Source organism: Micromonospora chalcea (assembly GCF_028768405.1).
GTDB classification, from domain to species: Bacteria; Actinomycetota; Actinomycetes; order Mycobacteriales; family Micromonosporaceae; genus Micromonospora; species Micromonospora chalcea.
The window spans coordinates 3,598,289-3,621,977 of the sequence record NZ_CP118233.1 but is presented as its reverse complement, the minus strand read 5'-3'; the positions used below and the strand labels follow the sequence as shown (position 1 = coordinate 3,621,977).

Below are 23,689 nucleotides of genomic sequence, written 5' to 3'. Positions count from 1 at the left end.
TGGCTCACAAAAGTCGCCACTCGGGCATCCTGGGCGCCACAACTCCAAGATCGGCGGAGTGGGCCGTCACGGCCCGCGCACCTCGAAGCAGGGCAGATGCTGGGCGCGCCGGACGCAGCCGGCCAGGCGTGGGGAGCGTGCCGCCTCGGCGGGTTGCTGCGCAGCGCTGTCGCCGGACTCCAGGGCCGGGCGTACGCAGTTCAGCCCCGGCTCGGCGACGATCGTCGACGTCCCGCGTCCGGGCAACGCGAACCCGGCTCGGCGATGCTCGTGCCGGTGCCCCGGGCGTTGCCCTAGAGGCCGTCGGCCGGCCCGAGCCGCTGCCGGGCCAGCCGGTGTCGGGGCGACCCGAGGCACGCCTGCACCATCACCTCGACCTCCTCGCGCACTGCGGGCCGACACGCCGACTCGCCGGCCCCGAAGCCCGTCGCCCCGCAGCGCCGGGAGGACCCCGGCTCCCGGGATCCTCCCGGACCGTCGATCTTGCGCCTTGTGCCCTGACGAAAGGGGTGAATCCCCCGCACCGGGGGCCGCAACTGCAAGATCGCGGGTGCAGGCACACGTAGAAGGACCTGGTGGGCGGAGCCCACCAGGTCCTTCTACGTCGTGGTGCTGGTTACTTCTTGGAGACCTTGGTGACGTCGAACGACTGGGTCACCGCGTCCTTCGGGTAGCCCTCGACGCCGTCGCGGATCACCGCCAGGTTCGGCAGCAGGAACAGCCAGTCGCTGGCCGCCTCCTGCGAAATGACCTTCGCGGCCTCGGCGAACTTCTTGTCCCGGGTGGCCCCGTCCAGGGCCGTGTCGGCCTCGTTCATGAGCTGCGTGACGGCCGGGTTCTTGTACCGGTAGTAGTACTCCGGCTGGCCGTAGCGGACCAGGTCACGGGGCTCGACGTGGGCGATGATCGACATGTCGTAGTTGGCCTTGCCGAGCACCTTGTCCAGCCACTGCGGCATCTCGACGTTGTTCTGGGTCACCTTGATGCCGACCTCGGCGAGCTGCGAGGCGACGAACTGCGCGGAGGCGCGGGCGTAGCCGGGCGGCGGGACGTCCATGGTCAGGGTGAGCCCGTTCGCGTGACCGGCGTCGGCGAGCAGCTGCTTGGCCTTGGCGGGGTCGTGCGGGAAGTCACCGGTGCGGTCCTCGTACCACGGGTCGCTCGGCGGCACCATGCTGCCGATCTTCGTGCCGTAGCCGGACCACACGGTCTTGATCAGCGCGTCGTGGTCGATCGCGTGGCGGATCGCCTGGCGCACCCGGACGTCGGCCAGCGGGCCCTTGCTGTTGTTCATCGACAGGACGACCTCACCGGTCGTCTTGCCCTCGATCACCTGGAACTGCTTGTTGCCCTTGAACACCTCGAGCAGCTGCGGCGCCTGGATGTTCGCCACGATGTCGAGCTGGCCGGAGAGCATCGCGTTGTTCAGCGCGTTCGCGTCGGTGATGTAGCGGAAGACGGCGGTCGCGACCTTCGCCTTCTCACCCCAGTAGCCGTCGTTGCGCACCAGGGTGATGCTGTCGCCGCGGTTCCACTTGTCGAACTTGAACGGGCCGGTGCCGTTCGGCTTGGTCCCCAGGTCGGTGGCGTTCTCCTTGAGCACCACGCCGACGCGGCCGGCGACGTCGAACAGCCAGCTCTGGCTCGGCCGCGACAGCGTCACCTCCACGGTGGACGCATCCGGCGCCTCGACGGTCTTCACGACCGTCATCTGGGACTTGAACGGGTTCGTCGAGCCCTCCGCGGTCACCCGCTTGAAGCTCCACACCACGTCCTGCGCGGTGAGCTTCTGGCCGTCGTGGAAGGTCACGCCGTCGCGGAGCTTGAACGTGTACTTGGTGCCGTCGTCGGACATCTTCCATTCGCTGGCCAGCAGCGGCTCCACCTCACCGGTGTCCGCGTTCTGGCGCACCAGGCCCTCGTACACGTTGTAGAGCAGGACCTGCGGGATCGCGGCGCCGGCCTCGGCGGTCAGGTCGAGGCTCACCGGCTCGAGGTAGGCGCCGAGGGTGACCGTACCGTTGCCGGAACCGCCACCGCCGGTGGTGGTCTCGGAGTCACCATCGCTACTGCACGCGGTCAGAGCCAGCGCCGTGGCGAGCAGCACGGCGGGCAGCGTTATCTTCAGCCGATTCATTCGTGTGTCCCATCGCGAAGAACGCCAAGGGCGCTCGTAGCCTGTGAGGCGGGACACTAGGAGTGTGGTACCCGATGCAAAAGGGCCAGTTCAGCGGGGTCGGCAGGTACCAATCGGCGTCTGACTACCGGGCCACCCGGAATCCGGTGTTGCCACTTGAGGAGTCAACGGTGGTCCGACTCCGTGCGGCCACGCGGTAACGGTTGCAATAAGAGTCGTGGCAGAGGTACGAACCACCCCTGATGACGCTCTCACCTGGTGAGACGTGTCCTCGGCGGTCGCGCCAGGGTTCGGCCGTGAGTTCCCAAACGTTGCCCGCGACGTCGTACAGGCCGTAGCCGTTCGGCGGAAACGCGGTCACCGGAGAGGTGCCCACGAACCCGTCGTCCGCCGTGTTGACAGCGGGAAAGGCGCCCTGCCAGATGTTGCACAGGTGCCGCCCGCCCGGGGTCAGCTCGTCGCCCCAGGCGTAGCGGGCCTGGGACAGCCCGCCGCGTGCCGCGTACTCCCACTCGGCCTCGGCCGCCAGCCGCGTCCCCGACCACTCGCAGTACGCCTCGGCGTCCCGGTGGGAGACGTGGACGACCGGATGCCGCTCGCGTCCGGACAGGCCCGAGCCGGGCCCGTCCGGAGCCGCCCAGCGCGCCCCCTCGACCGCCAGCCACCAGGGCGCGCCCGGCACCGTGGCGTCGAGCACCCACGGGCGCGCGGACGGGGCGAGCAGCAGGTGGAAGACGAAGGACCAGCCGTACCGTTCCGCGTCGGTGCGGTAGCCGGTGGCCTCGACGAAGCGGGCGAACTGCCGGTTCGTCACCGGTGTCGCGGCGATCTCGAACGGGGCCACGGTGACCGGGCGGACCGGCCCTTCCAGGTCCTCCGGGAAGCCCTCCGGATCGTCGGTGCCCATGAGGAAGGTACCGCCGGGCAGCGCGATCAGGTCGTCCGTACCGGCAGGGCCGGCGCGGACGGCACTGGGGCCGGCCGTCGATCCGGCGGCGGCGGGCGGGCGTTTCGGCGCGCAACACGGCGACGGCGGAGGGCTTCCTCCGCCGTCGTCCGGTTCAGCCGATTCGGTGCTCACATCCGTGCTACGCCGGCAGGACGTCCGCCTGGTACGCGTCCTCGCTGATGGCGGCGGCGACGGCGTCCCCGAAGTCCTCCGTCGACATGCCCATCTCCGGCCCGCGCATCGCGCCCAGGCGCGGCAGCACCGCCTTCACCCCGTCCTCCAGGCTGCGGGCCGCCTCCGGGTGGCCCAGGTGCTCCAGCATCAGCGCGGCGCTGAGGATCGACCCGGCGGGGTTGGCCCAGCCCCGGCCCGCGATGTCGGGCGCGGAGCCGTGCACCGGCTCGAACATGCTCGGCGCCGACCCGGTCGGGTTGAGGTTGCCGCTCGCGGCCAGGCCGAGACCGCCCTGCACGGCCGCGCCGAGGTCGGTGATGATGTCGCCGAACAGGTTGTCGGTGACCACGACGTCGAACCGCTCCGGCTGGGTGACCAGGTAGAGGCACATCGCGTCGACGTGCACGTACTCCACCGAGATCTCCGGGTACTCCGCCGCGACCTCCTCGAAGGTCCGCTGCCACAGGTCGCCGGCGTACGTGAGGATGTTCGCCTTGTGCACCAGGGTCACGTGCTTGCGGCGGGTCAGGGCCAGCCGGAAACCGTGCCGGATGAGGCGTTCGACCCCCTTGCGCGTGTTGACCGACTCCTGGGTGGCGATCTCGTCCGGCCCGCCCCGGTGGATGAAACCGCCGGCACCGACGTAGGCGCCCTCGGTGTTCTCCCGCAGGATCACCAGGTCGCACTGCTCCGGACGCAGCCCGCCGATGGGCGAGGGCACACCTGGTAGCAGCTTGACCGGCCGCAGGTTGACGTACTGGTCGAAAGCGGTCCGCAGATGGATGACCAGGCCGCGTTCCAGCACCCCGGGTGGCACCGAGGGGTCGCCGACGGCGCCGAAGAGAATGGCGTCCGCCTTGGCCAGTTCCCGCTCCACGTCCGGCGGCACGACCTGGCCGGTGATCCGCCAGTAGTCCGCGCCGAGTTCGTAGTCTTCCCAGACCAGGTCCAGCCCGAACCGCTGGGCGGCGGCGTCGCACGCCTTGACCGCCTGCGCGGTGACCTCCGGTCCGATGCCGTCGCCGGGCACCAGCGCGATTCGCTGGGCGCTCATTAGTCCACCTCTGTCCGCGTGCAGGAGACCCTCACCTGCCATCGTCGGCCAAGAGTGGCGGGATCGGGCCCTCCGCAACAGGTCCAGGTCTCCGGCTAGGCTGGTACCAGCGGGATGCGGATGGTGTGCGCAGGAGTGCGACGACGGGACGAGGCGAGATCCCCGCGAGAGGTGGGGAGGTCGAGATGGCGGATTTTCTGCTGCCGGTCAACCCGCAGAGCACGGTTCCGCTCTACGAGCAGATCATCACGGGGCTTGAGGACGCGATCCTCGCGGGGCAGTACGACGACGGCCCGCTGCCCAGCACCCGCCGTCTGGCCGAGGCGCTGGGCGTCTCCCGGAACACGGTGCTGACCGCGTACGACCGGCTCATGGAGCAGGGCCTGATCGCGACGATTCCCCGGCGCGGCCTCTACGTCTCCTCCGAGGCGGTGGTCCGGATGCGGGCCGCGCGCCGGACCTCCCGCTCCGCGACACGGCCCATCGACTGGGAGGCACGGCTGCCCGAGCCGCCGCCCACCCCCGTACACCGGGACCCGGCGTGGTCGCGGGCGCCGTTCCCCTTCGTCGTCGGCCAGCCGGATCCCGGCATGTTCCCCACCGGCGCGTGGGAGCGGGCGCAGCGCGAGGCGGTACGGCAGGACGGGCTGTCCCGGGTGATCGGGGACGCCGGCCAGGCCGACGACCCGCAGCTCGTCCGCCAGCTCTGTGAGCACGTGCTGCCGTCGCGTGGCATCTCGGCCGAGCCGAACCAGGTGATGATCACGCTGGGCTCGACGCACGCGCTGCACCTGCTGGCGAGCGTCCTGGTCCGGCCGGGCAGCGTCGTGCTGGTGGAGGACCCGGGCTACCCCGACGCGCGGACGATCATGCAGATGGCGGGCGCCGACGTGGTGCCCGGCCGGGTGGACGAGGACGGCCTCGTCGTGGAGGACCTGCCGGCCGACCTGCACGGCGCGGAGCTGGTGTACGTCACGCCGAGCCACCAGTACCCGACCGGCGCGACGATGTCGGCGTCCCGGCGTGAGGAGCTGCTGCGCCGGGCCGGCGCGGCGGACGCGGTGGTGATCGAGGACGACTACGACCCGGAGATGACGTTCCGGGGCATCCCGGCGGTCGCGGTGCGGGCGCTGGACGACGAGGACCGCGTGGTCTACCTCGGCAGCTTCAGCAAGCTGCTGGCGCCGGGCCTGCGGCTCGGTTACGTGGTGGCGTCCCCGGCGCTGGTGGAGGCGATGCGGGCCCGCTCCCGCTACGTGCTGCGCCACCCGCCCGGACCGATGCAGCGCGCCCTGGCCCGGATGATCGCCAGCCGGGACCTCGCCCGCCACGTGCGGCGTATCCGCGCCCACTACCAGGGGCTGTACGAGGAGATGACGCGCGCGATCGAGCGCCACGTGCGCTGGGGGCCGCAGCCGGTGCCGCGCGGCGGCCTGGCCCGGTGGATCACCGGCCCGCCCGGTCTGGACGCCGGGCAGCTCGCCGTCGACCTGCGCCGCCAGGGTGTCCTGCTCGACCCGGGCGAGCCGTACTGGACCACCCGCCCCACCCCGCGTCACCACTTGCGGCTGGGGTACCAGGTGATGCCGCTGGACCGGATCGACGAGGGGGTCCGGCGGGTCGCCGCGGCCGTAGAAGACCAGGTCCGGCCACGGCTGGTACCCCCACCGACCCGGAAACTGGACGTTCCCCTCCGGGGTCGGAGTTCGTAACCTCCGACGCCATGACGTCGGACACCCATGCCTCCCTCCGCGCCGGCCATCTCGTGGACGAGCAAGCCGTCGTGTCGCTCACCCAGGACCTGGTCCGCATCCCCTCGACCTGGGACGCCGCGCAGGGGCGGAGCGAGCAGCCAGTGGCGGAGCTCGTCGCGCAGGTCATGCGGGGCTTCGGCTGGCGGCCGGAGGTCACCGAGGTCGTTCCCGGGCGGCCCAACGTGGTGGCGGTGGTGGAGGGCGGCCTGCCCGGTCCGACGCTGATGTTCGAGGGGCACACCGACGTCGTCACCGAGGGTTCTCCCGAGGAGTGGACGGTCGACCCGTTCGGCGGCGACATCGTCGACGGGCGGCTGTACGGTCGCGGCTCCGCCGACATGAAGGCCGGCGTCGCCGCGATGATCCACGCGGCCCGGGCCGTCGAGCTGGCCGGACCGTTCCCGGGCCGGATCGTGGTGGCGGCCCTGGTGGACGAGGAGGGCCAGATGCTCGGCGCGAAGCACTTCACCACCACCGCGCTGGCCCGCGAGGTGGACGCCGCGATCATCTGCGAGCCGGAGGCGGAGGAGATCTGCGCGGTCGCCAAGGGCGCGGTCCGCCTGCTGGTCACCTGCACCGGCAAGATGGCGCACGGCGCGATGCCGCAGCACGGCCGCAACCCCGTACCGGCGGTGGCGGAACTGGTGGCCGCGCTCGGCCGGTACCAGAAGGAGCTGCAGGCCGACCCGGGGGAGCACGAGCACCTCGGCTTGACGTTCCTGACCCCCACGGTCCTGGACGCCGGCTCCGCCGACCAGCTCAACGTCATCCCCGGCCGCGCCGTGCTCGGCGTGGACTGCCGGACCGTCCCCGGCGTCGACCACGCCGCGCTCGCCGCGCGCGTGCGCTCCGACGCCGACGAAATCGGCGCCCGGCACGGCGTCAGCTTCGCCGTCGAGGTCGTCGACGACCGGCCGTGCGCGGTCACCCCGGAGGACCACCCGATCTCCCTGGCGGTGGCGCAGGCGCACAGCGCCGTCACCGGTACGGCGCCGGTCTTCGGCGGTGTGCCCGGCGCGACCGACGGCACCATCCTGTGGCGCGACAGCGGCATCCCGAACGTGGTGTACGGCCCCGGCCCGAAGTGGATCGCCCACCAGCCCGACGAGTACGTCGAGGTCGACGACATCGTCCGCAAGACCAGGGTCTACGCCGAGGCGGCGCTGGCCTTCCTCACCGGCGCCGCGACGGGTGCGGCGTCGTGACCGCGCAGGAGCTGCTGACCGCGCTGCCCGCCGGCCTGCCGATCGGCGCGGGCTGGGCCACCACCGCGCAGACCGCGCCGGTCCGTTTCCCGTACGACGGCAGCACCGTGACCCAGGCGCCCTGGGGTGACACCGCCGACGCGGAAGCGGCTGTCGACGCCGCGCACGAGGTCGCCGCGGAGATGGCCGGCCTGCCCGGTCACCGGCGGCGCGCCATCCTCACGACAGTCGCCGCCGAGGTCCGCGCCCGCGCCGACGACCTCGCCGAACTGCTGGTCCTGGAGACCGGCAAGCCGCTTGTCGACTGCCGGGTCGAGGTCGCCCGCACGCTCGTCACGCTGGAGACGGCGGCCGAGGAGGTCGGGCACCTCACCGGCGAGACGGTGGCACTGGACATGCAGCCGGCCGGCGAGGGCATGCTCGGCTTCTGGGTACGCCGACCGGTCGGCGTCGTCGTCGGCATCACCGGGTTCAACTACCCGCTGCTGCTGGCCGCCCACAAGGTCGCGCCGTCGGTGGCGGCGGGCTGCCCGGTGATCGTCAAGCCGGCGCCGAACACGCCGCTGGCCACGCTGGTGCTGATCGACCTGTTCCGCCGGGCGGGCTGCCCGGCCGCCGGCGTCCAGCTCGTCACCGGCGGTGTCGAGGTCGGCAAGCTCCTGACCACCCACCCGCGCGTCGCCGCCGTGTCGTTCACCGGGTCCGCGCAGGTCGGCCACCAGATCGCCCGCGCCGCGGCCCCGCGCAAGGTGCTGCTGGAACTCGGGTCCAACGCGGCGCTCGTCGTCGGCCGCGACGCCGACCTCGACCGGGCTGCGGAAGCGGTCGTACGCGGCGGGTTCTACGCCTCCGGCCAGGCGTGCATCAGCGTGCAGCGGGTGATCGTCGAGGAGCCGGTCCGCGAGGCGCTGCTGGACCGCCTCCGGCCGCTGCTGGCGAACGTCACCACAGGTGATCCCCGGTCCGCCGACACCCGCGTGTCCGCCCTGGTGGACGAGGCGTCCACCGAGCGGGTCCACTCGTGGGTGGACCGCGCGGTCGCCGCCGGGGCGCGCTGCCTGGCCGGCGGTACGGCGCAGGGCCGGGTGCTGCAGCCGACGGTGCTCGTCGACGTCCCCGAGGGCGCCGAGTGCTGGGCGGAGGAGATCTTCGGGCCGGTGGTCTGCGTCCGGTCGGTGCCGGACATGGACGCGGCAGTCGAGCTGGTCAACCGGTCCCGCTACGGGCTCCAGGCCGCCGTCTTCACCCGCGACCTGGCGGTGGCCCTCGACGTGGTGCGCCGCCTCGACGTCGGTGGCGTGCTCGTCAACGAGGTGCCCGGCTTCCGCGCCGACAACATGCCGTACGGCGGCGTCAAGGACTCCGGCATCGGCCGGGAGGGACCGCGCTTCGCCATGGAGGAGCTGACCGTGACCAAGATGGTGATGATCAGGCCATGATTCGGAGTGGGAGCACACAGGCATGGTGATCTACTTCGTCCGGCGGCTGGCCATCCTCGCGGTATCCCTGTTCGCCGCGTCGATCCTCGTCTTCACGATGCTGTCGCTGCTGCCGGGCGACCAGGCGCAGGCGATGCTCGGCGTGAACGCCACGCCGGAGGCGCTGGAGGCGCTGCGGGAGCAGTTCGGGACGAACCGCCCCTTCACCGAGCGGTACCTCGACTGGGCCGGCGGCCTGATCCGCGGTGACTTCGGCATCTCGCCGCTGAGCGGGGTGTCGGTCGGCTCGGAGATCGGCGACAAGCTCGGCGTGACGGTGCCGCTGATCCTGGCCGGGATGACGCTGGCGCTGCTCATCGCCGTACCGCTGGGCATCCTCGCCGCGGTGAAGAGCCGGACCGCGATCGGCACGGCGCTGTCCGCGCTGAGCCAGGTCGGCATCGCCGTTCCGTCGTTCTGGCTCGGCATCCTGCTCATCACCGTGTTCGCGGTGAAGCTGCAGTGGCTGCCCGCCGGCGGGTTCACCGGATGGGACGACTTCGGCGGCGCCGTGCGGGCCCTGCTGATGCCGGCGCTGGTCCTCGGCGTGGCCCAGGGCGCGATCCTGATGCGCTACGTCCGGTCCGCGGTGGTCGAGGTCATGCAGGAGGACTTCATCCAGACCGCGCGGGCCAAGGGGCTCAGCCGCTCGCAGGCGCTGACCCGGCACGCGCTGCGCAACGCGGCCATTCCGGTCATCACCGTCCTCGGTCTGCAACTCGCGACGCTGCTCATCGGCACCGTCGTGATCGAGAACGTCTTCGGCCTGCCCGGTCTCGGTCGGATGCTGCTGCAGGACGTGGGCAACCGCGACCTGCTGAAGGTGCAGGGCACGGTGATGGTGCTGACCGCCGCGGTGCTTCTGATCAACTTCGTCGTCGACGTGGTGTACCACGCGGTCGACCCCAGGCTGAGGAGCAAGGCATGACATCAGTCGCCGACGCCCCACCGGACGCCACCGCCGACGTCGTCGCGGCCGGCCCGGTCAAGCCGCGCCGCCGCTGGAACCTCACGCTGGTGATCGGCGCCGGCCTGGTGGGCCTGGTCGTCCTCACCGCGCTGGTGTCGTTCCTCTGGACGCCGTACGACCCCACCCGGGTCGACCCGTCGCAGACGCTGCTCTCCCCGGGCGGCGACCACTGGCTCGGCACCGACCACTTCGGCCGGGACATCGTCAGCCAGCTCCTCGTCGGCGCGCGGACCACACTGTTCGTCGGCGTCGTCGCGGTGGCGATCGCGGCCGTCGTCGGCGTACCGCTGGGTCTGCTCGCCGCCACCGGGCACCGCTGGCTCAGCGAGCCGGTGATGCGGGCGCTGGACATCGTGTTCGCGTTCCCGGCCATCCTGCTGGCGATCATCCTGGCGGCAGGCTTCGGCGCGTCCACGCTCACCGGCATGATCGCGATCGGCGTCGCCAACGTCCCGGTGTTCGGCCGCCTCACCCGGGCCGGCGCGATGCAGGTGCTGCAGAGCGACTTCGTGCTGGCCGCGCGCAGCTACGGCCGCCGGGGCGTGGTGCTCATGGTCCGGTACGTGCTGCCCAACATCGCGGCCCTGCTGATCGTGCAGGCGTCGGTGTCGTTCGCGCACGCGGTGCTCGCCGAGGCGGCGCTGTCCTACCTCGGGTACGGCACCCCGCCGCCGACCCCCACCTGGGGCCGGATGCTCCAGGAGGCCCAGAACTACTTCGTCGTGCAGCCGATGCTGGCCGTCTGGCCCGGTCTGGCCATCGCCCTGTCGGTGCTCGGGTTCAACCTCATGGGCGACGGGCTGCGCGACGCCCTCGACCCGCGGCTGAGAGGACGGTGACCGGCGTGAGCGGGCTCGTGGTGGAGGACCTCGTCGTCAAGGTCCACGACATCCAGGCCGTCAAGGGCGTCTCGTTCGAGATCGGGCGGGGCCGGCGGATGGGGCTCATCGGCGAGTCCGGCTGCGGCAAGTCCCTGACCGCGCTCGCGCTGATGGGCCTGCTGCCGCACGGTGTGACGGCGTCCGGCCGGGTGCTGCTCAACGGGCGGAACCTGCTCGACCTGTCCGACAAGCAGATGTGCGCGGTCCGTGGCAACGACATCGCCATGGTGTTCCAGGAGCCGATGACGGCGCTGAACCCGCTGATGCGGGTCGGCAACCAGGTCGCCGAGTCGCTGCGGCTGCACAAGGGGATGAGCCGCGCGGCGGCCTCCGCCCGCGCCGTCGAACTGCTCGAACGGGTCCAGCTGCCCGAGCCCGACCGGACCGCGCGCAAGTACCCGCACCAGCTCTCCGGCGGTCAGCGCCAGCGGGTCGTGCTGGCCATCGCGCTGGCGTGCGACCCGGCCGTGCTGGTCGCGGACGAGCCCACCACCGCGCTGGACGTCACGGTGCAGGCGGAGATGCTGCGGCTGATGGACACGCTGGTGCGCGAGGAGGGCGCGTCGCTGCTGCTCATCACGCACGACCTGCCGGTGGTCGCCAGCATCTGCGAGGAACTGCTCGTCATGTACGGCGGCTCGATCGTCGAGCACGGCGACGTGGCGACCGTCTTCGACTCGCCCCGGCACCCGTACACGGCGGGCCTGCGGGCGTCGACGGTGCTGGAGAGCACCGACGGCAGCGGCCGACTGTCGACCATCCCGGGCCGCGTGCCGTCGCTCGGGTCGTTCCCCACCGGCTGCGTGTACCGCAACCGCTGCTCGCGCGCCGACGACGTCTGCGGCACCGTGCCGCTGCTGACGGCGCCGCCCGGCAGCACCCAGCGGGCCGCCTGCCACCACCCGATCGAGAGCGACCAGCCCCTAGGAAGCGGGAAGGCCAGCGCATGACCACCACCCCGTTGCTGGAAGCCGTCGACGTGGTGCGCGAGTACCGCGCCCCGCGGCGGTCGCTGCGTACGCCGGGCCAGCCGATCCGCGCGCTCGACGGCGTGAGCGTGCAGGTCCACGAGGGCGAGGCGTTCGGCATCGTGGGGGAGAGCGGCTCCGGCAAGTCGACGCTGTCGCGCATCCTCATGGCCCTCGACCAGCCGACGTCGGGCACCGCGTTCTACAACGGCCAGCGCATCAGCGGCGTACCGGAGCGGAAGCTCGCGTTCCTGCGGCGCGACGTGCAGATGGTGCTCCAGGACCCGATGTCGTCGCTGAACCCGCGGATGCGCGTCGCGGACATCATCGCGGAGCCGATGCGCGCGCTGCGCCTGCCCGGCGACCACCGGGCCCGGGTGGCCGAGCTGATGCACTCCGTCGGCCTGCCCGAGGAGGCGGTGACCCGCTACCCGCACCAGTTCTCCGGCGGTCAGCGGCAGCGCATCGCGATCGCCCGCGCCCTCGCGGCCGGGCCCAAGGTCATCGTCGGGGACGAGCCGGTCAGCGCGCTCGACGTGTCGGTGCGCGCGCAGATCCTCAACCTGCTCACCGACCTGGCCGAGCAGTTCAAGCTGACCCTGATCCTGGTCTCCCACGACCTGTCCGTGGTCCGGTACCTCTGCGACCGGATCGCGGTGATGAACCAGGGCCGGATCGTCGAGACGGGTGACACCGAATCGATCTACTCCGACCCTCAGCACCCCTACACCCAGAGGCTGCTGTCCGCGGTGCCCACCCTGAGCGGCGACCTCCTGGACCGATTCAACAGGAGCAGCACATGAGGTTGGTTGACCGCGTCGCCGTCGTCACCGGAGGCGCCAGCGGCATCGGACTGGCCACCGTCGGCCGGCTGGTCGAGGAGGGCGCGCGCGTCGTCATCGCCGACCTCGACGGCGACCGCGCCGCCGAGGCGGCCGCCGGCTTCGGGTCCGCCGTCGTCGGCGTGGCCTGCGACGTCACCCGGGCGCAGGACTGCCGCGCCGCCGTCGAGACCGCCGTCGAGCGGTTCGGGCGGCTCGACCTCATGCACGCGAACGCCGGTACGCCGTTCACCGGACCGGTCGACGAGGTGGACCAGGCGACGCTGGACCGCGTGATCGACGTCAACCTCAAGGGCGCGTTCTGGACCGCGCAGGCGGCCGTGCCCGCGCTGATCGAGGCCGGCGGCGGCGCGATCGTGTTCACCGCGTCCCTGCAGGCCGTCATCGCCCGCCCCCGGTACGCGCCGTACACCGCCGCCAAGCACGGCGTCATCGGCCTGATGAAGGCGCTGGCGCTGGAACTCGCGCCGCACGGCATCCGGGTCAACGCGATCGCCCCGGCGGCGACCGAGACGCCGATGTTGTCGGCGTTCCTCGGTGGCATGGGCGACGTGCCGGACAGCGCCAGGGAGAACTTCCGCGCGTCGATCCCGCTGGGCCGCATGGCGACGCCACGGGACTCCGCCGACGCGGTGGTGTTCCTCGCCAGCGAGGAGGCGCGGATGGTCACGGGCCACACGCTCGTCCTCGACGGCGGCACGACGGCCGGCTGAGGCGTACCGTGACCAGTTCGCTGGCGGACCCTCCGTACGAGGGCACGATCGGACGCACCTACCACGACTCGACGGAGCACTGGAGCGCGCCGCCGTCGGCCGCCCCGGGCACCCCGAACGTGGTGTACGTGCTGCTGGACGACGTCGGGTTCGCCGACTTCGGCTGCTTCGGCGCCGAGATCGACACCCCGACGATCGACCGGCTGGCCGCGTCCGGGCTGCGGTACACCAACTTCCACACCTCGCCGCTGTGCTCGCCGACCCGGGCCAGCGTGCTCACCGGCCGCAACCACCACAGCGTCGGCATGCGCATGCTGTCCAACTTCGACAGCGGCTTCCCCAGCGGCCGGGGGCGGATCACCCACGCCGCCGCCACCGTCGCGGAGATGCTCGCCGACGCCGGGTTCAACACCATGGCGGTCGGCAAGTGGCACGTCGCGCCGCTGGAGCACACCACGCCGTCCGGGCCGTACGACCAGTGGCCGCTGGGGCGCGGCTTCGAGCGGTACTACGGCTTCCTGGAGGCGGAGACCGACAACTTCTATCCGGAGCTGGTCCACGACAACCACCAGGTGGACCCGCCGGCCACCCCGGAGGAGGGTTACCACCTCACCGAGGACCTGACCGACCGGGCCATCGGGTTCGTCCGGGACCAGACGTCGTTCACCCCGGAGAAGCCGTTCTTCCTCTATCTGGCGTACGCCGCGGCGCACGCCCCGCACCAGGCCCCGCCGGAGTACCTGGCGAAGTACCGGGGCCGCTACGACGCCGGCTGGGACGTCGTCCGCGCGGACCGGCACCGGCGGCAGATCGGGCTGGGCATCATCCCGCCGGACGCGCCGCTGCCACCGCACAACCCCGGCGTCGTGCCGTGGGACGACGTGCCGCCGGAGCAGCGCCGCCTGTTCGCCCGCATGCAGGAGGCGTACGCGGCGATGGTCGACCACACCGACGCCCAGCTCGGGCGCCTGGTCGACTTCCTGGAGCGGATCGGCCGCCTCGACAACACGATCTTCGTGGTCATGTCGGACAACGGGGCCAGCCCCGAGGGCACGCCGCTCGGCACGCTCAACCCCACCGCCTTCCAGAACCGGGTGCCGGAGAATCTCCAGGACAGCCTGGACCGGATCGACGAGATCGGCGGCCCGCGGGCGCAGAGCAACTACCCGCTGGGCTGGGCGCAGGTCAGCAACACCCCGTTCCGCCGCTACAAGCAGCACACCCACGAGGGCGGGGTCCGGGTGCCGTTCGTGCTGAGCTGGCCGGCCGGTGACGTGCCCGGCGGGCAGGTGCGCACGCAGTTCCAGCACAGCATCGACGTCACCGCGACGGTGCTCGACCTGGTCGGGGTGCAGCCGCCCGCGGTGCGCCGGGGCGTACCGCAGATGCCGCTGCACGGCCGCAGCTTCCGCGACGGGCTGCGCGACCCGGCGGCGCCGCCGTCGCGGGACCGCCAGTACTTCGAGATGTTCGGCCACCGTGGCATCTACCACCAGGGCTGGAAGGCTGTCGCGTTCCACGAGCGCGGCACCTCGTGGGACGAGGACCGCTGGGAGCTGTACCGGATCGACGAGGACCCGACCGAGAGCCGGGACCTCGCCGCCGAGTACCCGGAGGTGCTGCGGCGTCTCATCGAGGAGTTCTGGATCGAGGCGGCCCGCTACGACGTGCTGCCGCTGGACGACAGGGGATTCGCGGTCCGGGCCCGGGTGCCACGCCCCGGGTCGGTGCGGGACCGGCTTGTCTTCACCTACCTGGCGGGCGTACCGACTGTGTCCGGCGCGGCGGTGCCGCCGACGATGAACCGCTCGCACGCCATCACCGCGCGGCTGCGCCGCACCGACGCGGCGCAGGGCGGCGTGATCGTGGCGCTCGGCAACGTCAGCGGCGGCTACGTGCTGCACATCAAGGACAACCGCCTGGTGTACGAGTACAACTACCTCGGCGAGCACCACGTGCTGCGGTCCGAGGGCGAGCTGCCGCTGGGCCCGGTGGAGCTGACCTTCGAGCTGACCAAGACCGCCGACTGCCAGGGCGTCGGCCGGCTGTACGTGGACGGCGAGGCGGCGGGCGCGGCGCTGTTCCCGCGCTTGCTGCCGTTCTTCCACGGGTTCGCGGGCATGGACATCGGGCGCAGCATCCACTCGCCGGTGTCGCCGAGCTACCCGGCCCGGCACGAGTTCTCCGGCGAGCTGGAGTACGTGCGGTTCCGGCTGGCCGCGTCCGAGGAGGTCGGCGAGCCCATCGCGGCGGCGGACGACGTCGCGCCACGGCCGTCGGCCGGCGTCGGGTTCGAGGTCGTGGACTGACGCGCGCGGCGCGTACGGCGACGGCGCGTGGACGGACCTCGTTGTCCGTCCACGCGCCGTCTGTCTGCGGGGGCCTCAGCGCAGGGCCAGGCCCCACAGCGGGTCCTCCAGGAACCGCCCGACGTGGGCGAGCACCCGGCTGCCCAGCTCCCCGTCCACGAGCCGGTGGTCGAACGACAGCGACAACTGCACCGTCCACCGGGGAACGACCTGCTCGTCGACGACCCACGGCATGCGGCGCAGCGCGCCGAGGCAGAGGATCGCCGCCTCACCGGGGTTGAGGATCGGGGTGCCCGCGTCCACCCCGAACACCCCGATGTTGGTGATGGTGACGGTGCCGCCGGCCAGGTCGGCGGGACGGGTGCGGCCCTCCCGCGCGGTGCCCGCCAGCTCGTTCAGCGCGACCGCGAGGTCCCGTACCGGAAGGGTCTGCGCGGCCTTGACGTTCGGCACCAGCAGGCCGCGCGGCGTCGCGGCGGCGATGCCGAGGTTGACGTCGGCGAACCGGACGATCTCCTGGTTCTCCTCGTCCCACCGGGCGTTGACGTCCGGGTGCCGGCGGATCGCGTCCAGCAGCGCCAGCGACGCCACGAGCAGCGGGCTGACCTTGATGCCCTGGAAGGACGGGTCCTGCTTCAGCCGGTCCACGAACTCGACGGTGCCGGTCATGTCGACGGTGAGGAACTCCGTGACGTGCGGCGCGGTGAACGCGCTGGCGACCATGGCGGCGGCCGTCGCCTTGCGCACCCCGCGTACGGGCAGGCGCTCGTCGCTGCGGTGCTCGGCCACCGGCGCGGGGCCGGTGGTGTGGTCGAGCAGGTCCTGGCGCGTGATCCGGCCGCCGGGGCCGCTGCCGCGCACGTCGGCCAGTTCCACGCCGAGGTCCTTCGCGAGCTTGCGCAGCGGCGGCTTGGTGAGCACCGGCGGCCGGGACGTGTGCGGCCGGCGGGCCGGCTCGGCCGGGCGGACCGACGGCGTGGCGCGGCGGGGCCGGCGGGTCCGCGCCTGGGCGGACACCCCGTAGCCCACGAGCACCGCGGTACGTTCCTCGGCGGGCTCCTCGGCGGGCTCCTCGGCGGGCGGCGATGCGGCATCCGGCGCGGCGTCCGCGTCACCGCCGGTCCGGATCGCGATGATCGGCGAGCCGACCTCGACGGTCTGCCCCTCCTCGGCGAGCAGGCGGTCCACCACCCCGGCGTACGGGCTGGGCAGCTCGACGACGGCCTTTGCCGTCTCGATGTCCACCAGGATGTCGTTGAGGCCGACCGGATCGCCCGGAGCGACCCGCCAGGTGACGATCTCGGCCTCCGTGAGGCCCTCGCCGACGTCGGGCAGGCGGAACTGCTGAACGCTCACTGGTACCTCTCCCTTCACGCGGCCAGGACGCGGTCGACGGCGTCGAGGATCCGGTCCAGGTCGGGCAGGTACTCCTCCTCGACCTTGGCCGGCGGGTACGGCAGGTTGAACCCGCCGACCCGCTCGACCGGCGCCTCCAGCGAGTAGAAGCACCGGCTCGTCACCTGCGCGACGACCTCGGCGCCGAACCCGGCGAACGTGGGGGCCTCGTGGACCACCACCGCCCGCCCGGTACGGCGGACCGACTCCTCGATGGTCGCCACGTCCAGCGGGGAGATGGACCGCAGGTCGATCACCTCGATGTCGCGGCCCTCCTGCGCCGCGGCCTCGGCGGCGGCGACGCAGGTGGCGACGGTGCCGCCGTACGTCAGCAGCGTGACGTCGGCGCCGGGGCGCACGACGCGGGCGCGGTGAAGCGGCATCGGCGGCCCCGCGTCCTCCGGTGTCACCTCGCCCTTGACCCAGTAGCGGCGCTTCGGCTCGTAGAAGATCACCGGGTCGTCACCGGCGACGGCCTGGCGGATCATCCAGTGCGCGTCGTCCGGGCTGGCGCAGTAGACGACCCGCAGCCCGGCGGTGTGCGCGAAGTACGCCTCGTTCGACTCGCTGTGGTGCTCCACCGCGCCGATGCCGCCGCCGACCGGGATGCGCACCACCACCGGCAGGGCGGTACGGCCGCCGGTGCGGGCCCGCATCTTGGCGAGCTGGGAGACGATCTGGTTGAACGCGGGGTAGACGAAGCCGTCGAACTGGATCTCGCAGACCGGGCGGTACCCGCGCAGCGCCAGCCCGATGGCGGTGCCGATGATCCCGGACTCGGCGAGGGTGGTGTCCACCACCCGGGCCTCGCCGAAGTCCTTCTGCAGACCGTCGGTGACCCGGAAGACGCCGCCGAGCCGGCCGACGTCCTCGCCCATCAGGAGGACCTTGTCGTCGTCCTCCATGGCGCGGCGCAGGCCGCTGTTCAGTGCCTGACAGAGAGTGAGCATGAACGAGTTCTCCGATCGGGGCGGACGTCAGTCGAGGAAGGAGCCGCGGTAGGCGACGAACGCGTCGCGCTCCTCCCGCAGAAGCTGGGGCACGTCGGACAGCACCGTGGCGAAGGCGTCCGCGAGGTCCGGGGCCGTCAGGGCCAGGCACTCCCGGCGGGTCCGGTCGGCGAGTTCGTCCGCCTCGGCCTGGATCTGGCCGAGGAACGTCTCGTCGCTCCAGCCCTCGGCGCGCATCAGCGCCTCGACCCGGGCCAGCGGGTCCCGCGCCCGCCAGGCTTCCAACTCGTCGTCGGTGCGGTACCGGGTCGGGTCGTCGGACGTGCTGTGCCCGCCCATCCGGTACGTGGTGGCCTCGACGATCGCGGGGCCGGCGCCGGCGCGGGCGTGCTCGGTCACCGCCGACGTCACCGCGTACACCGCCAGCACGTCGTTGCCGTCGACCCACTCGCTGCGCAGGCCGAACCCGGCGCCGCGCCGGTGGATCGGGGTACGCGTCTGCGACGCGGTCGGCGTGGAGATGGCCCACTGGTTGTTCTGGCAGAAGAACACCATCGGGGCGGCGTTCACGGCGGCGATGTTCATTGCCTCGCTCGCGTCGCCCTCACTGGCCGCGCCGTCACCGAAGTACGTCACTACCACCGTGTCGCTGCCGTCGCGCTGCACGCCGAGCGCGTACCCGGTGGCGTGCAGCAGCTGCGCGGCCAGCACCAGCGTGTAGATGTGGAACGAGTACGGCTCCGGGTCCCAGCCGCTGTGCGCGACGCCGCGCCACTGCCGGAGCAGGTCGGCCGGGCCGATGCCGCGCCACAGCGCCGCCGCGTGCTCGCGGTAGCTCGGGAAGACGTAGTCGTCGGCGCGTACCGCCGCGACGGAGCCGACCTGTGCGGCCTCCTGGCCGCGGCACTGCAGCCACAGGCCCAGCTCGCCCTGTCGCTGCAACGCGAACGCCTCGTCGTCGAGGCGGCGGGCCAGCCGCATCCCCCGGTACAGGTCGCGGGTGAGGTGGCCGAGGGCGTCTCGGTCGACGTCCACGTCCGGGTGCAGGCGTCCGTCCGGGGTGACGAGCTGGGTCCAGCCCTCGGCGGCGCGCGGAAGGTCGGTGGTGCCGGTGAAGGGGTTGGTGACCGGTGAGTCGGCGAGATCTACGGTAGTCATTCGTCACCTTCTGGGTGCGTCGGTCTCCGCGTCACCGGGGTCGCCGGCCGTCTCGCGGATCTCGGATATGGGACCGCCCGCCGGGGTGGACCCGGCGGGCGGTGATGGGCGTACGTCTAGACCGTGTGCCGGTCGGCGAGTGTCAGCGCCTCGTCGAGGACCGCCAGTCCCGCCTTGGCCTCCGTCTCCGACACGGTGCAGGGCGGCACCACGTGGATCCGGTTGAAGTTGGCGAACACGACCAGGCCGCCCCGCTTGCACTCGGCCAGCACGTCGTTCATCTCCGGCGACGAGGCCCCGTACGGCGCCAGCGGCTCCCGGGTCTCGCGGTCGCGGACCAGTTCCAGCGCCCAGAAGACGCCGAGCCCGCGTACGTCCCCGACGCTCGGGTGCCGCTCGGCGATCTCGCGCAGCCCCGGGCCGAGCACGTCCGCGCCGATCCGGGCGGCGTTCTCGACGATGCCCTCGTCGCGCATCGCGTTGATGGTCGCGACGGCGGCGGCGGTGGCCAGCGGGTGGCCGGAGTAGGTCAGCCCGCCGGGGTAGGGGCGGGTGGCGAACGTGTCGGCGACGTGGTCGGCGATCACCACACCGCCGAGCGGCACGTAACCGGAGTTCACGCCCTTGGCGAAGGTGATCAGGTCGGGCGTCACGCCGTAGTGGTCGATGGCGAACCAGGCGCCGGTACGCCCGAACCCCGCCATCACCTCGTCGGCGATGTAGAGGATGCCGTGCCTGTTGCACAGCTCGCGTACGCCGGCCAGGAAGCCCGGCGGCGGCGGCATGATGCCGGCGGTGCCCGGCACGGTCTCCAGCACGATCGCGGCGATGGTGGACGGGCCCTCCATCTCCACGACGCGTTCGAGGTGGCGCAGCGCGAGCCGGCTCTCCTCCTCCTCGGTCGTGGCGCCGAACTCCGACCGGTACAGGAACGGGCCGAAGAAGTGCACGACCCCGGCGGTGCCGTTGTCGCTGGGCCAGCGACGCGGGTCGCCGGTCAGGTTCACCGCGGTCTGGGTGCCGCCGTGGTAGCTGCGGTACTGGGACAGCACCTTCGGCCGGCCGGTGTGCAGCCGGGCCATCCGGACGGCGTGCTCGATCGCGTCCGCGCCGCCGTTTGTGAAGAACACCTTCTCCAGGCCCGCCGGGGTCCGCTCGGCGATCAGCCGGGCCGCCTCGCTGCGGGCGTCGTTGGCGTACGACGGCGCGATGGTGCACAGCTTGGCGGCCTGCTCCTGGATCGCCGCCACCACCGCCGGGTGCTGGTGGCCGATGTTGGTGTTGACGAGTTGGGAGGAGAAGTCCAGGTAGCGGTTCCCGTCGCCGTCCCAGAAGTACGAGCCCTCGGCGCGCTCGACGACCATCGGGTCGAGCAGGGCCTGGGCCGACCAGGAGTGGAAGACGTGGGCGCGGTCGAGTTCGTAGGTGCGGCGTGCGCTGGTGCTCATTGTCGCGTCTCTCCCGCTGCTCAGACGTTCTCGGGGAAGCCGAGGTTGATTCCGCCGTGGCTGGGGTCGAGCCAGCGGGAGGTGACGACCTTGCCGCGGGTGAAGAAGTGCACGCCCTCGGCGCCGTGGGCGTGGGAGTCGCCGAAGAGGCTGTCCTTCCAGCCGCCGAACGAGTAGTAGGCCATCGGCACCGGGATCGGCACGTTGACGCCGACCATGCCGACCTCGACCTCGTTCTGGTACCGGCGGGCCGCGCCGCCGTCGTTGGTGAAGATGGCGGTCCCGTTGCCGTAGGGGTTGGAGTTCACCAGCTTGAGCGCCTCGTCGTAGCTGCCGACCCGCACCACGGACAGCACCGGCCCGAAGATCTCGTCGGTGTACACGCTCATCTCCGGCGAGACCCGGTCCAGCAGGCTCGGCCCGAGCCAGAACCCGGACTCGTCGCCGTCGACCTGCACCTTCCGCCCGTCCACCACCAGTTCGGCGCCGGCCTCGACGCCCGCGTCCAGGTACGACGCGACCCGGTCGCGGTGCTCCCGGGTGACCAGCGGCCCCATGTCGCAGGAGCGGCGGCCGTCACCGATCTTCAGGCCGGCGATGCGCTCGCGGATGCGCGCCACCAGGTCGTCGGCGACGGGCTCGACGACCACCAGGGCGGAGATCGCCATGCACCGCTCGCCGGCCGAGCCGAACCCGGCGTTGACCGCCGCGTCGGCGGCCAGGTCGAGGTCGGCGTCCGGCAGCACCACCATGTGGTTCTTCGCGCCGCCGAGGGCCTGTACGCGCTTGCCGTTGCGGGTGCCGGTCTCGTACACGTACCGGGCGATCGGGGTGGAGCCGACGAACGACACGGCCTTGACCTCGGGGTGCTCCAGCAGCCGGTCGACAGCGACCTTGTCGCCGTGCACCACGTTGAACACGCCGGCGGGCAGGCCGGCCTGCTCCCAGAGCCGGGCGACGAGCAGCGACGCGGACGGGTCCTTCTCGCTGGGCTTGAGCACGACGGCGTTGCCGGCCGCGATGGCGATCGGCACGAACCACATCGGGACCATCACCGGGAAGTTGAACGGGGAGATGACGGCGCAGACGCCGACCGGCTGCCGGATGGAGTAGACGTCCACGTTCGTGGACACGCCCTCGGAGTAGCCGCCCTTGAGCAGGTGCGGGATGCCGCAGGCGAACTCCACGACCTCCAGGCCGCGGGTGACCTCGCCCAGGGCGTCCGAGACGACCTTGCCGTGCTCGGCCGTGATCAGCTCGGCCAGTTCCTGCTTGTGCTGGTTCACCAGCTCCCGGAACGCGAACAGCACCTGGGTGCGCTTGGTCAGCGACGAGTTCCGCCAGGAGGCGAACGCGGCGGCGGCGGAGGCGACCGCCTGGTCCACCTCGTCGACGGAGGCCAGCGGCACCTCCGTCCGGACCGTGCCCAGCGCCGGATCGTAGACTGGGGCCGTACGCTCGGTGACGCCGGCGAACGCCTTGCCGTCGATCCAGTGGGTCACCCGCTCCAGCGGGACGGGAGCGGGCACGGTGCCGGGTGCTGTCTGGGTCATGCCCGGATCATCTGCGCTTCCCCAGGCCCGGGCAATGGGCACTGTGTCGTTCCCGCCCGGGAGAAGCACACATACTGTGCGCCGGAGCGAGGAGGGAGACGGTCTGATGCCGATGACGGTTCGCGACGTGCTCGAACTGCCGGCGTTGCAGCAGGCCGGGCCGCGTGTCATGGCCGGGCGGGACCGCCTGGACGCTCCGGTGCGCTGGGTGCACGTGGCCGAGATCCCGGAGATCGCCGACCTGCTCCGCGGCGGGGAGCTGGTGCTGACCACCGGTATCGGCCTGCCGCCGGACGACGACGGGCTGCGCCGGTGGATCGACGGCCTGGCGGCGGTCGGCGCGGCCGGGGTCGTGGTCGAGCTGGGCCGCCGGTTCGGCGGGACGCTGCCGGCCGCGCTCGTCGAGCAGGCCCGCAGCCGGAACCTGCCGCTCGTCGCGCTCCAGCGGGAGATGCGGTTCGTGGCGGTGACCGAGGTGGTCCACTCGGTGATCGTGGAGGAGCAGACCGCCGAGCTGCTCGCGAAGGACGAGATCCACCGGATCTTCACCGAGCTGTCGGTGGAGGGCGCGGAGCCCCGGCAGGTGCTCCGCGAGGTCACCCGTCTGTCCCGGCGTCCCGTGGTGCTGGAGAACCTCTCCCACCAGGTGCTGGCGTACGAGACCGGCCCGCTGTCGGCCGAGGAGCTGCTCGACCGCTGGGAGACCCGCTCACGCGCGGTCGAGGTCCCGTCCGGCACCGGCTACGAGCCGCGTTCGGGCTGGCTGGTGACCGGCGTGGAGGCGCGGGGCAACAGGTGGGGGCGGCTGGTGCTGCTGTGCGACCAGGAGCCGCCGGCCCGGACGAGCGTCCTGCTGGAGCGCGCCGCGTCCACCATCGCGCTGAACCAGCTCGTCGCCCGGGACGACTCGTCTGTCGAACGGCAGGCGCGCAGCAGCCTGCTGTGGAGCATCGTCAACCACTCCGCGCCGACCCGGGACGTGGCGCTGCGGGCGCGCGGACTCGGTGTGCCGCTGGAACAGCGGCGGCTGCTCGGGGTGGTGGTCCGCCGGCGCCGGCCGGGCCCGGGGCCCGGCGCCGAGATGAACGCGCGCCGCCGGGAACTGCTGGACGCGGTGGAGACGGCGGTGCGCGACTGCGGGCTGGCGGCGCTGGCCGGGGACGTCGACGGGCTCGGTGGTGCGGAGGTCACCGTGCTCGTCGCCCTCACCGACGCCGAGTCCGACGAGGCCGCGTTGCTCGGCCTGTCCACCGCGCTCACCCGGGCGGGCCTGCGGGCCGGGTCGGACGTCGTGGTCGCCGCCGGATCAGTGGTCGGGTCGCTGGACCTGGCGCGGCGCTCGCTGATCGAGGCGGCCCAGGTGGCCGACGCCACGGCGCACACCGCCGAGCCCCGGCCCTTCTACCGGCTCCTCGACGTCCGCCTCCGGGGCCTGCTGTACCTGCTGCGCGACGACGTGCGTCTGCAGACGTTCGTCGAGCGCGAATTGGGCCCGCTGCTCTCCTACGACGAGCGGCACGGCACGAACCACGTGGCGCTGCTGGAGGCGTACCTGGTCGAGGGGCGCAACAAGCGGCGTGCGGCGGAGGAGATGTCGCTGTCCCGGTCCGCGCTGTACCAGCGGTTGCAGTTGATCGAGCGGGTGCTCGGCGTCGACCTGGATTCGAGCGAGCGGCGCCTGTCGCTGCACGTGGCGCTCACCGCCCGCGACGTCATGCGCGGCGGCGGCATCTCCGGTGCCGCGGGCTGAC

19 protein-coding genes are annotated in these 23,689 nt (G+C 72.3%); 11 read left to right on the top strand and 8 right to left on the bottom strand.

Going from position 1 to position 23,689, the window contains the following annotated elements; genetic code table 11:
- Positions 1-96 precede the first annotated feature (96 nt).
- Positions 97-297 carry a hypothetical protein gene (locus PVK74_RS15725; protein ID WP_146074891.1) on the top strand — a complete coding sequence of 67 codons (201 nt, stop codon included), beginning with the start codon at positions 97-99 and terminating at the stop codon, positions 295-297.
- 319 nt (positions 298-616) lie between these two features.
- Here PVK74_RS15725 and PVK74_RS15720 read toward each other — a convergent pair whose 3' ends face one another.
- The 3 genes from PVK74_RS15720 to PVK74_RS15710 all read right to left on the bottom strand — a co-directional run bounded on the left by PVK74_RS15720 (position 617) and on the right by PVK74_RS15710 (position 4,314).
- Entirely contained in the window at positions 617-2,137 is a 1,521-nt protein-coding gene (locus PVK74_RS15720; RefSeq protein WP_043328747.1) for an ABC transporter substrate-binding protein, read from the bottom strand.
- Positions 2,138-2,261: 124 nt separating this feature from the next.
- Positions 2,262-3,218, bottom strand: coding sequence for a formylglycine-generating enzyme family protein (locus PVK74_RS15715; protein WP_104114885.1), 957 nt, complete (start codon positions 3,216-3,218; stop codon positions 2,262-2,264).
- Positions 3,219-3,225: 7 nt separating this feature from the next.
- A complete protein-coding gene (locus PVK74_RS15710; RefSeq protein WP_043328752.1) occupies positions 3,226-4,314 on the bottom strand; it encodes a 3-isopropylmalate dehydrogenase in 1,089 nt (362 codons plus the stop codon).
- Between the two features lie 185 nt (positions 4,315-4,499).
- Here PVK74_RS15710 and pdxR point away from each other — a divergent pair, with 185 nt between their 5' ends.
- Genes pdxR through PVK74_RS15665 form a run of 9 tightly spaced genes read left to right on the top strand, consistent with a single transcriptional unit; the run spans position 4,500 to position 15,434 of the window.
- Positions 4,500-6,026, top strand: a complete 1,527-nt coding sequence (gene pdxR, locus PVK74_RS15705) for a MocR-like pyridoxine biosynthesis transcription factor PdxR (protein WP_030503866.1) — start codon at positions 4,500-4,502, stop codon at positions 6,024-6,026.
- Between the two features lie 11 nt (positions 6,027-6,037).
- Positions 6,038-7,273 (top strand): M20 family metallopeptidase, encoded by a 1,236-nt coding sequence (locus tag PVK74_RS15700; protein ID WP_043328753.1) that lies wholly within the window; start codon positions 6,038-6,040, stop codon positions 7,271-7,273.
- Positions 7,270-8,712, top strand: coding sequence for an aldehyde dehydrogenase family protein (locus tag PVK74_RS15695; protein WP_043328755.1), 1,443 nt, complete (start codon positions 7,270-7,272; stop codon positions 8,710-8,712). The genes PVK74_RS15700 and PVK74_RS15695 overlap by 4 nt, the downstream gene beginning before the upstream one ends.
- Positions 8,713-8,734: 22 nt before the next feature.
- Positions 8,735-9,679, top strand: coding sequence for an ABC transporter permease (locus PVK74_RS15690; RefSeq protein ID WP_069087252.1), 945 nt, complete (start codon positions 8,735-8,737; stop codon positions 9,677-9,679).
- Positions 9,676-10,560: an ABC transporter permease gene (locus tag PVK74_RS15685; protein WP_043328759.1), complete on the top strand. Its 885-nt coding sequence runs from the start codon at positions 9,676-9,678 to the stop codon at positions 10,558-10,560. The genes PVK74_RS15690 and PVK74_RS15685 overlap by 4 nt, the downstream gene beginning before the upstream one ends.
- A gap of 5 nt (positions 10,561-10,565) precedes the next feature.
- Entirely contained in the window at positions 10,566-11,552 is a 987-nt protein-coding gene (locus PVK74_RS15680) for an ABC transporter ATP-binding protein (RefSeq protein ID WP_223201327.1), read from the top strand.
- Positions 11,549-12,373, top strand: a complete 825-nt coding sequence (locus tag PVK74_RS15675; RefSeq protein WP_030503861.1) for an ATP-binding cassette domain-containing protein — start codon at positions 11,549-11,551, stop codon at positions 12,371-12,373. Before PVK74_RS15680 ends, PVK74_RS15675 begins: the two co-directional genes overlap by 4 nt.
- The gene (locus PVK74_RS15670; RefSeq protein ID WP_043328763.1) at positions 12,370-13,125 is read left to right on the top strand and encodes an SDR family NAD(P)-dependent oxidoreductase; all 756 of its coding nucleotides are present in this window, start codon (positions 12,370-12,372) and stop codon (positions 13,123-13,125) included. Before PVK74_RS15675 ends, PVK74_RS15670 begins: the two co-directional genes overlap by 4 nt.
- Before the next feature lie 8 nt (positions 13,126-13,133).
- Positions 13,134-15,434 carry an arylsulfatase gene (locus tag PVK74_RS15665; RefSeq protein WP_043328766.1) on the top strand — a complete coding sequence of 767 codons (2,301 nt, stop codon included), beginning with the start codon at positions 13,134-13,136 and terminating at the stop codon, positions 15,432-15,434.
- A gap of 75 nt (positions 15,435-15,509) precedes the next feature.
- Here PVK74_RS15665 and PVK74_RS15660 read toward each other — a convergent pair whose 3' ends face one another.
- From PVK74_RS15660 to PVK74_RS15640, 5 genes are all read right to left on the bottom strand, one after another.
- The gene (locus PVK74_RS15660) at positions 15,510-16,790 is read right to left on the bottom strand and encodes a dihydrolipoamide acetyltransferase family protein (protein ID WP_274476682.1); all 1,281 of its coding nucleotides are present in this window, start codon (positions 16,788-16,790) and stop codon (positions 15,510-15,512) included.
- Positions 16,791-16,804: 14 nt separating this feature from the next.
- The gene (locus PVK74_RS15655; RefSeq protein ID WP_043328770.1) at positions 16,805-17,779 is read right to left on the bottom strand and encodes an alpha-ketoacid dehydrogenase subunit beta; all 975 of its coding nucleotides are present in this window, start codon (positions 17,777-17,779) and stop codon (positions 16,805-16,807) included.
- Positions 17,780-17,806: 27 nt separating this feature from the next.
- Entirely contained in the window at positions 17,807-18,937 is a 1,131-nt protein-coding gene (locus PVK74_RS15650; protein ID WP_274476681.1) for a thiamine pyrophosphate-dependent dehydrogenase E1 component subunit alpha, read from the bottom strand.
- 116 nt (positions 18,938-19,053) lie between these two features.
- Entirely contained in the window at positions 19,054-20,385 is a 1,332-nt protein-coding gene (locus tag PVK74_RS15645) for an aspartate aminotransferase family protein (RefSeq protein ID WP_069087255.1), read from the bottom strand.
- Positions 20,386-20,405: 20 nt separating this feature from the next.
- Complete coding sequence (locus PVK74_RS15640; RefSeq protein ID WP_104114896.1) at positions 20,406-21,938, bottom strand: CoA-acylating methylmalonate-semialdehyde dehydrogenase; 1,533 nt, start codon at positions 21,936-21,938, stop codon at positions 20,406-20,408.
- A 106-nt stretch (positions 21,939-22,044) separates the two neighbouring features.
- Here PVK74_RS15640 and PVK74_RS15635 point away from each other — a divergent pair, with 106 nt between their 5' ends.
- Positions 22,045-23,688, top strand: coding sequence for a PucR family transcriptional regulator (locus PVK74_RS15635; RefSeq protein ID WP_166457022.1), 1,644 nt, complete (start codon positions 22,045-22,047; stop codon positions 23,686-23,688).
- Position 23,689 lies beyond the last annotated feature (1 nt).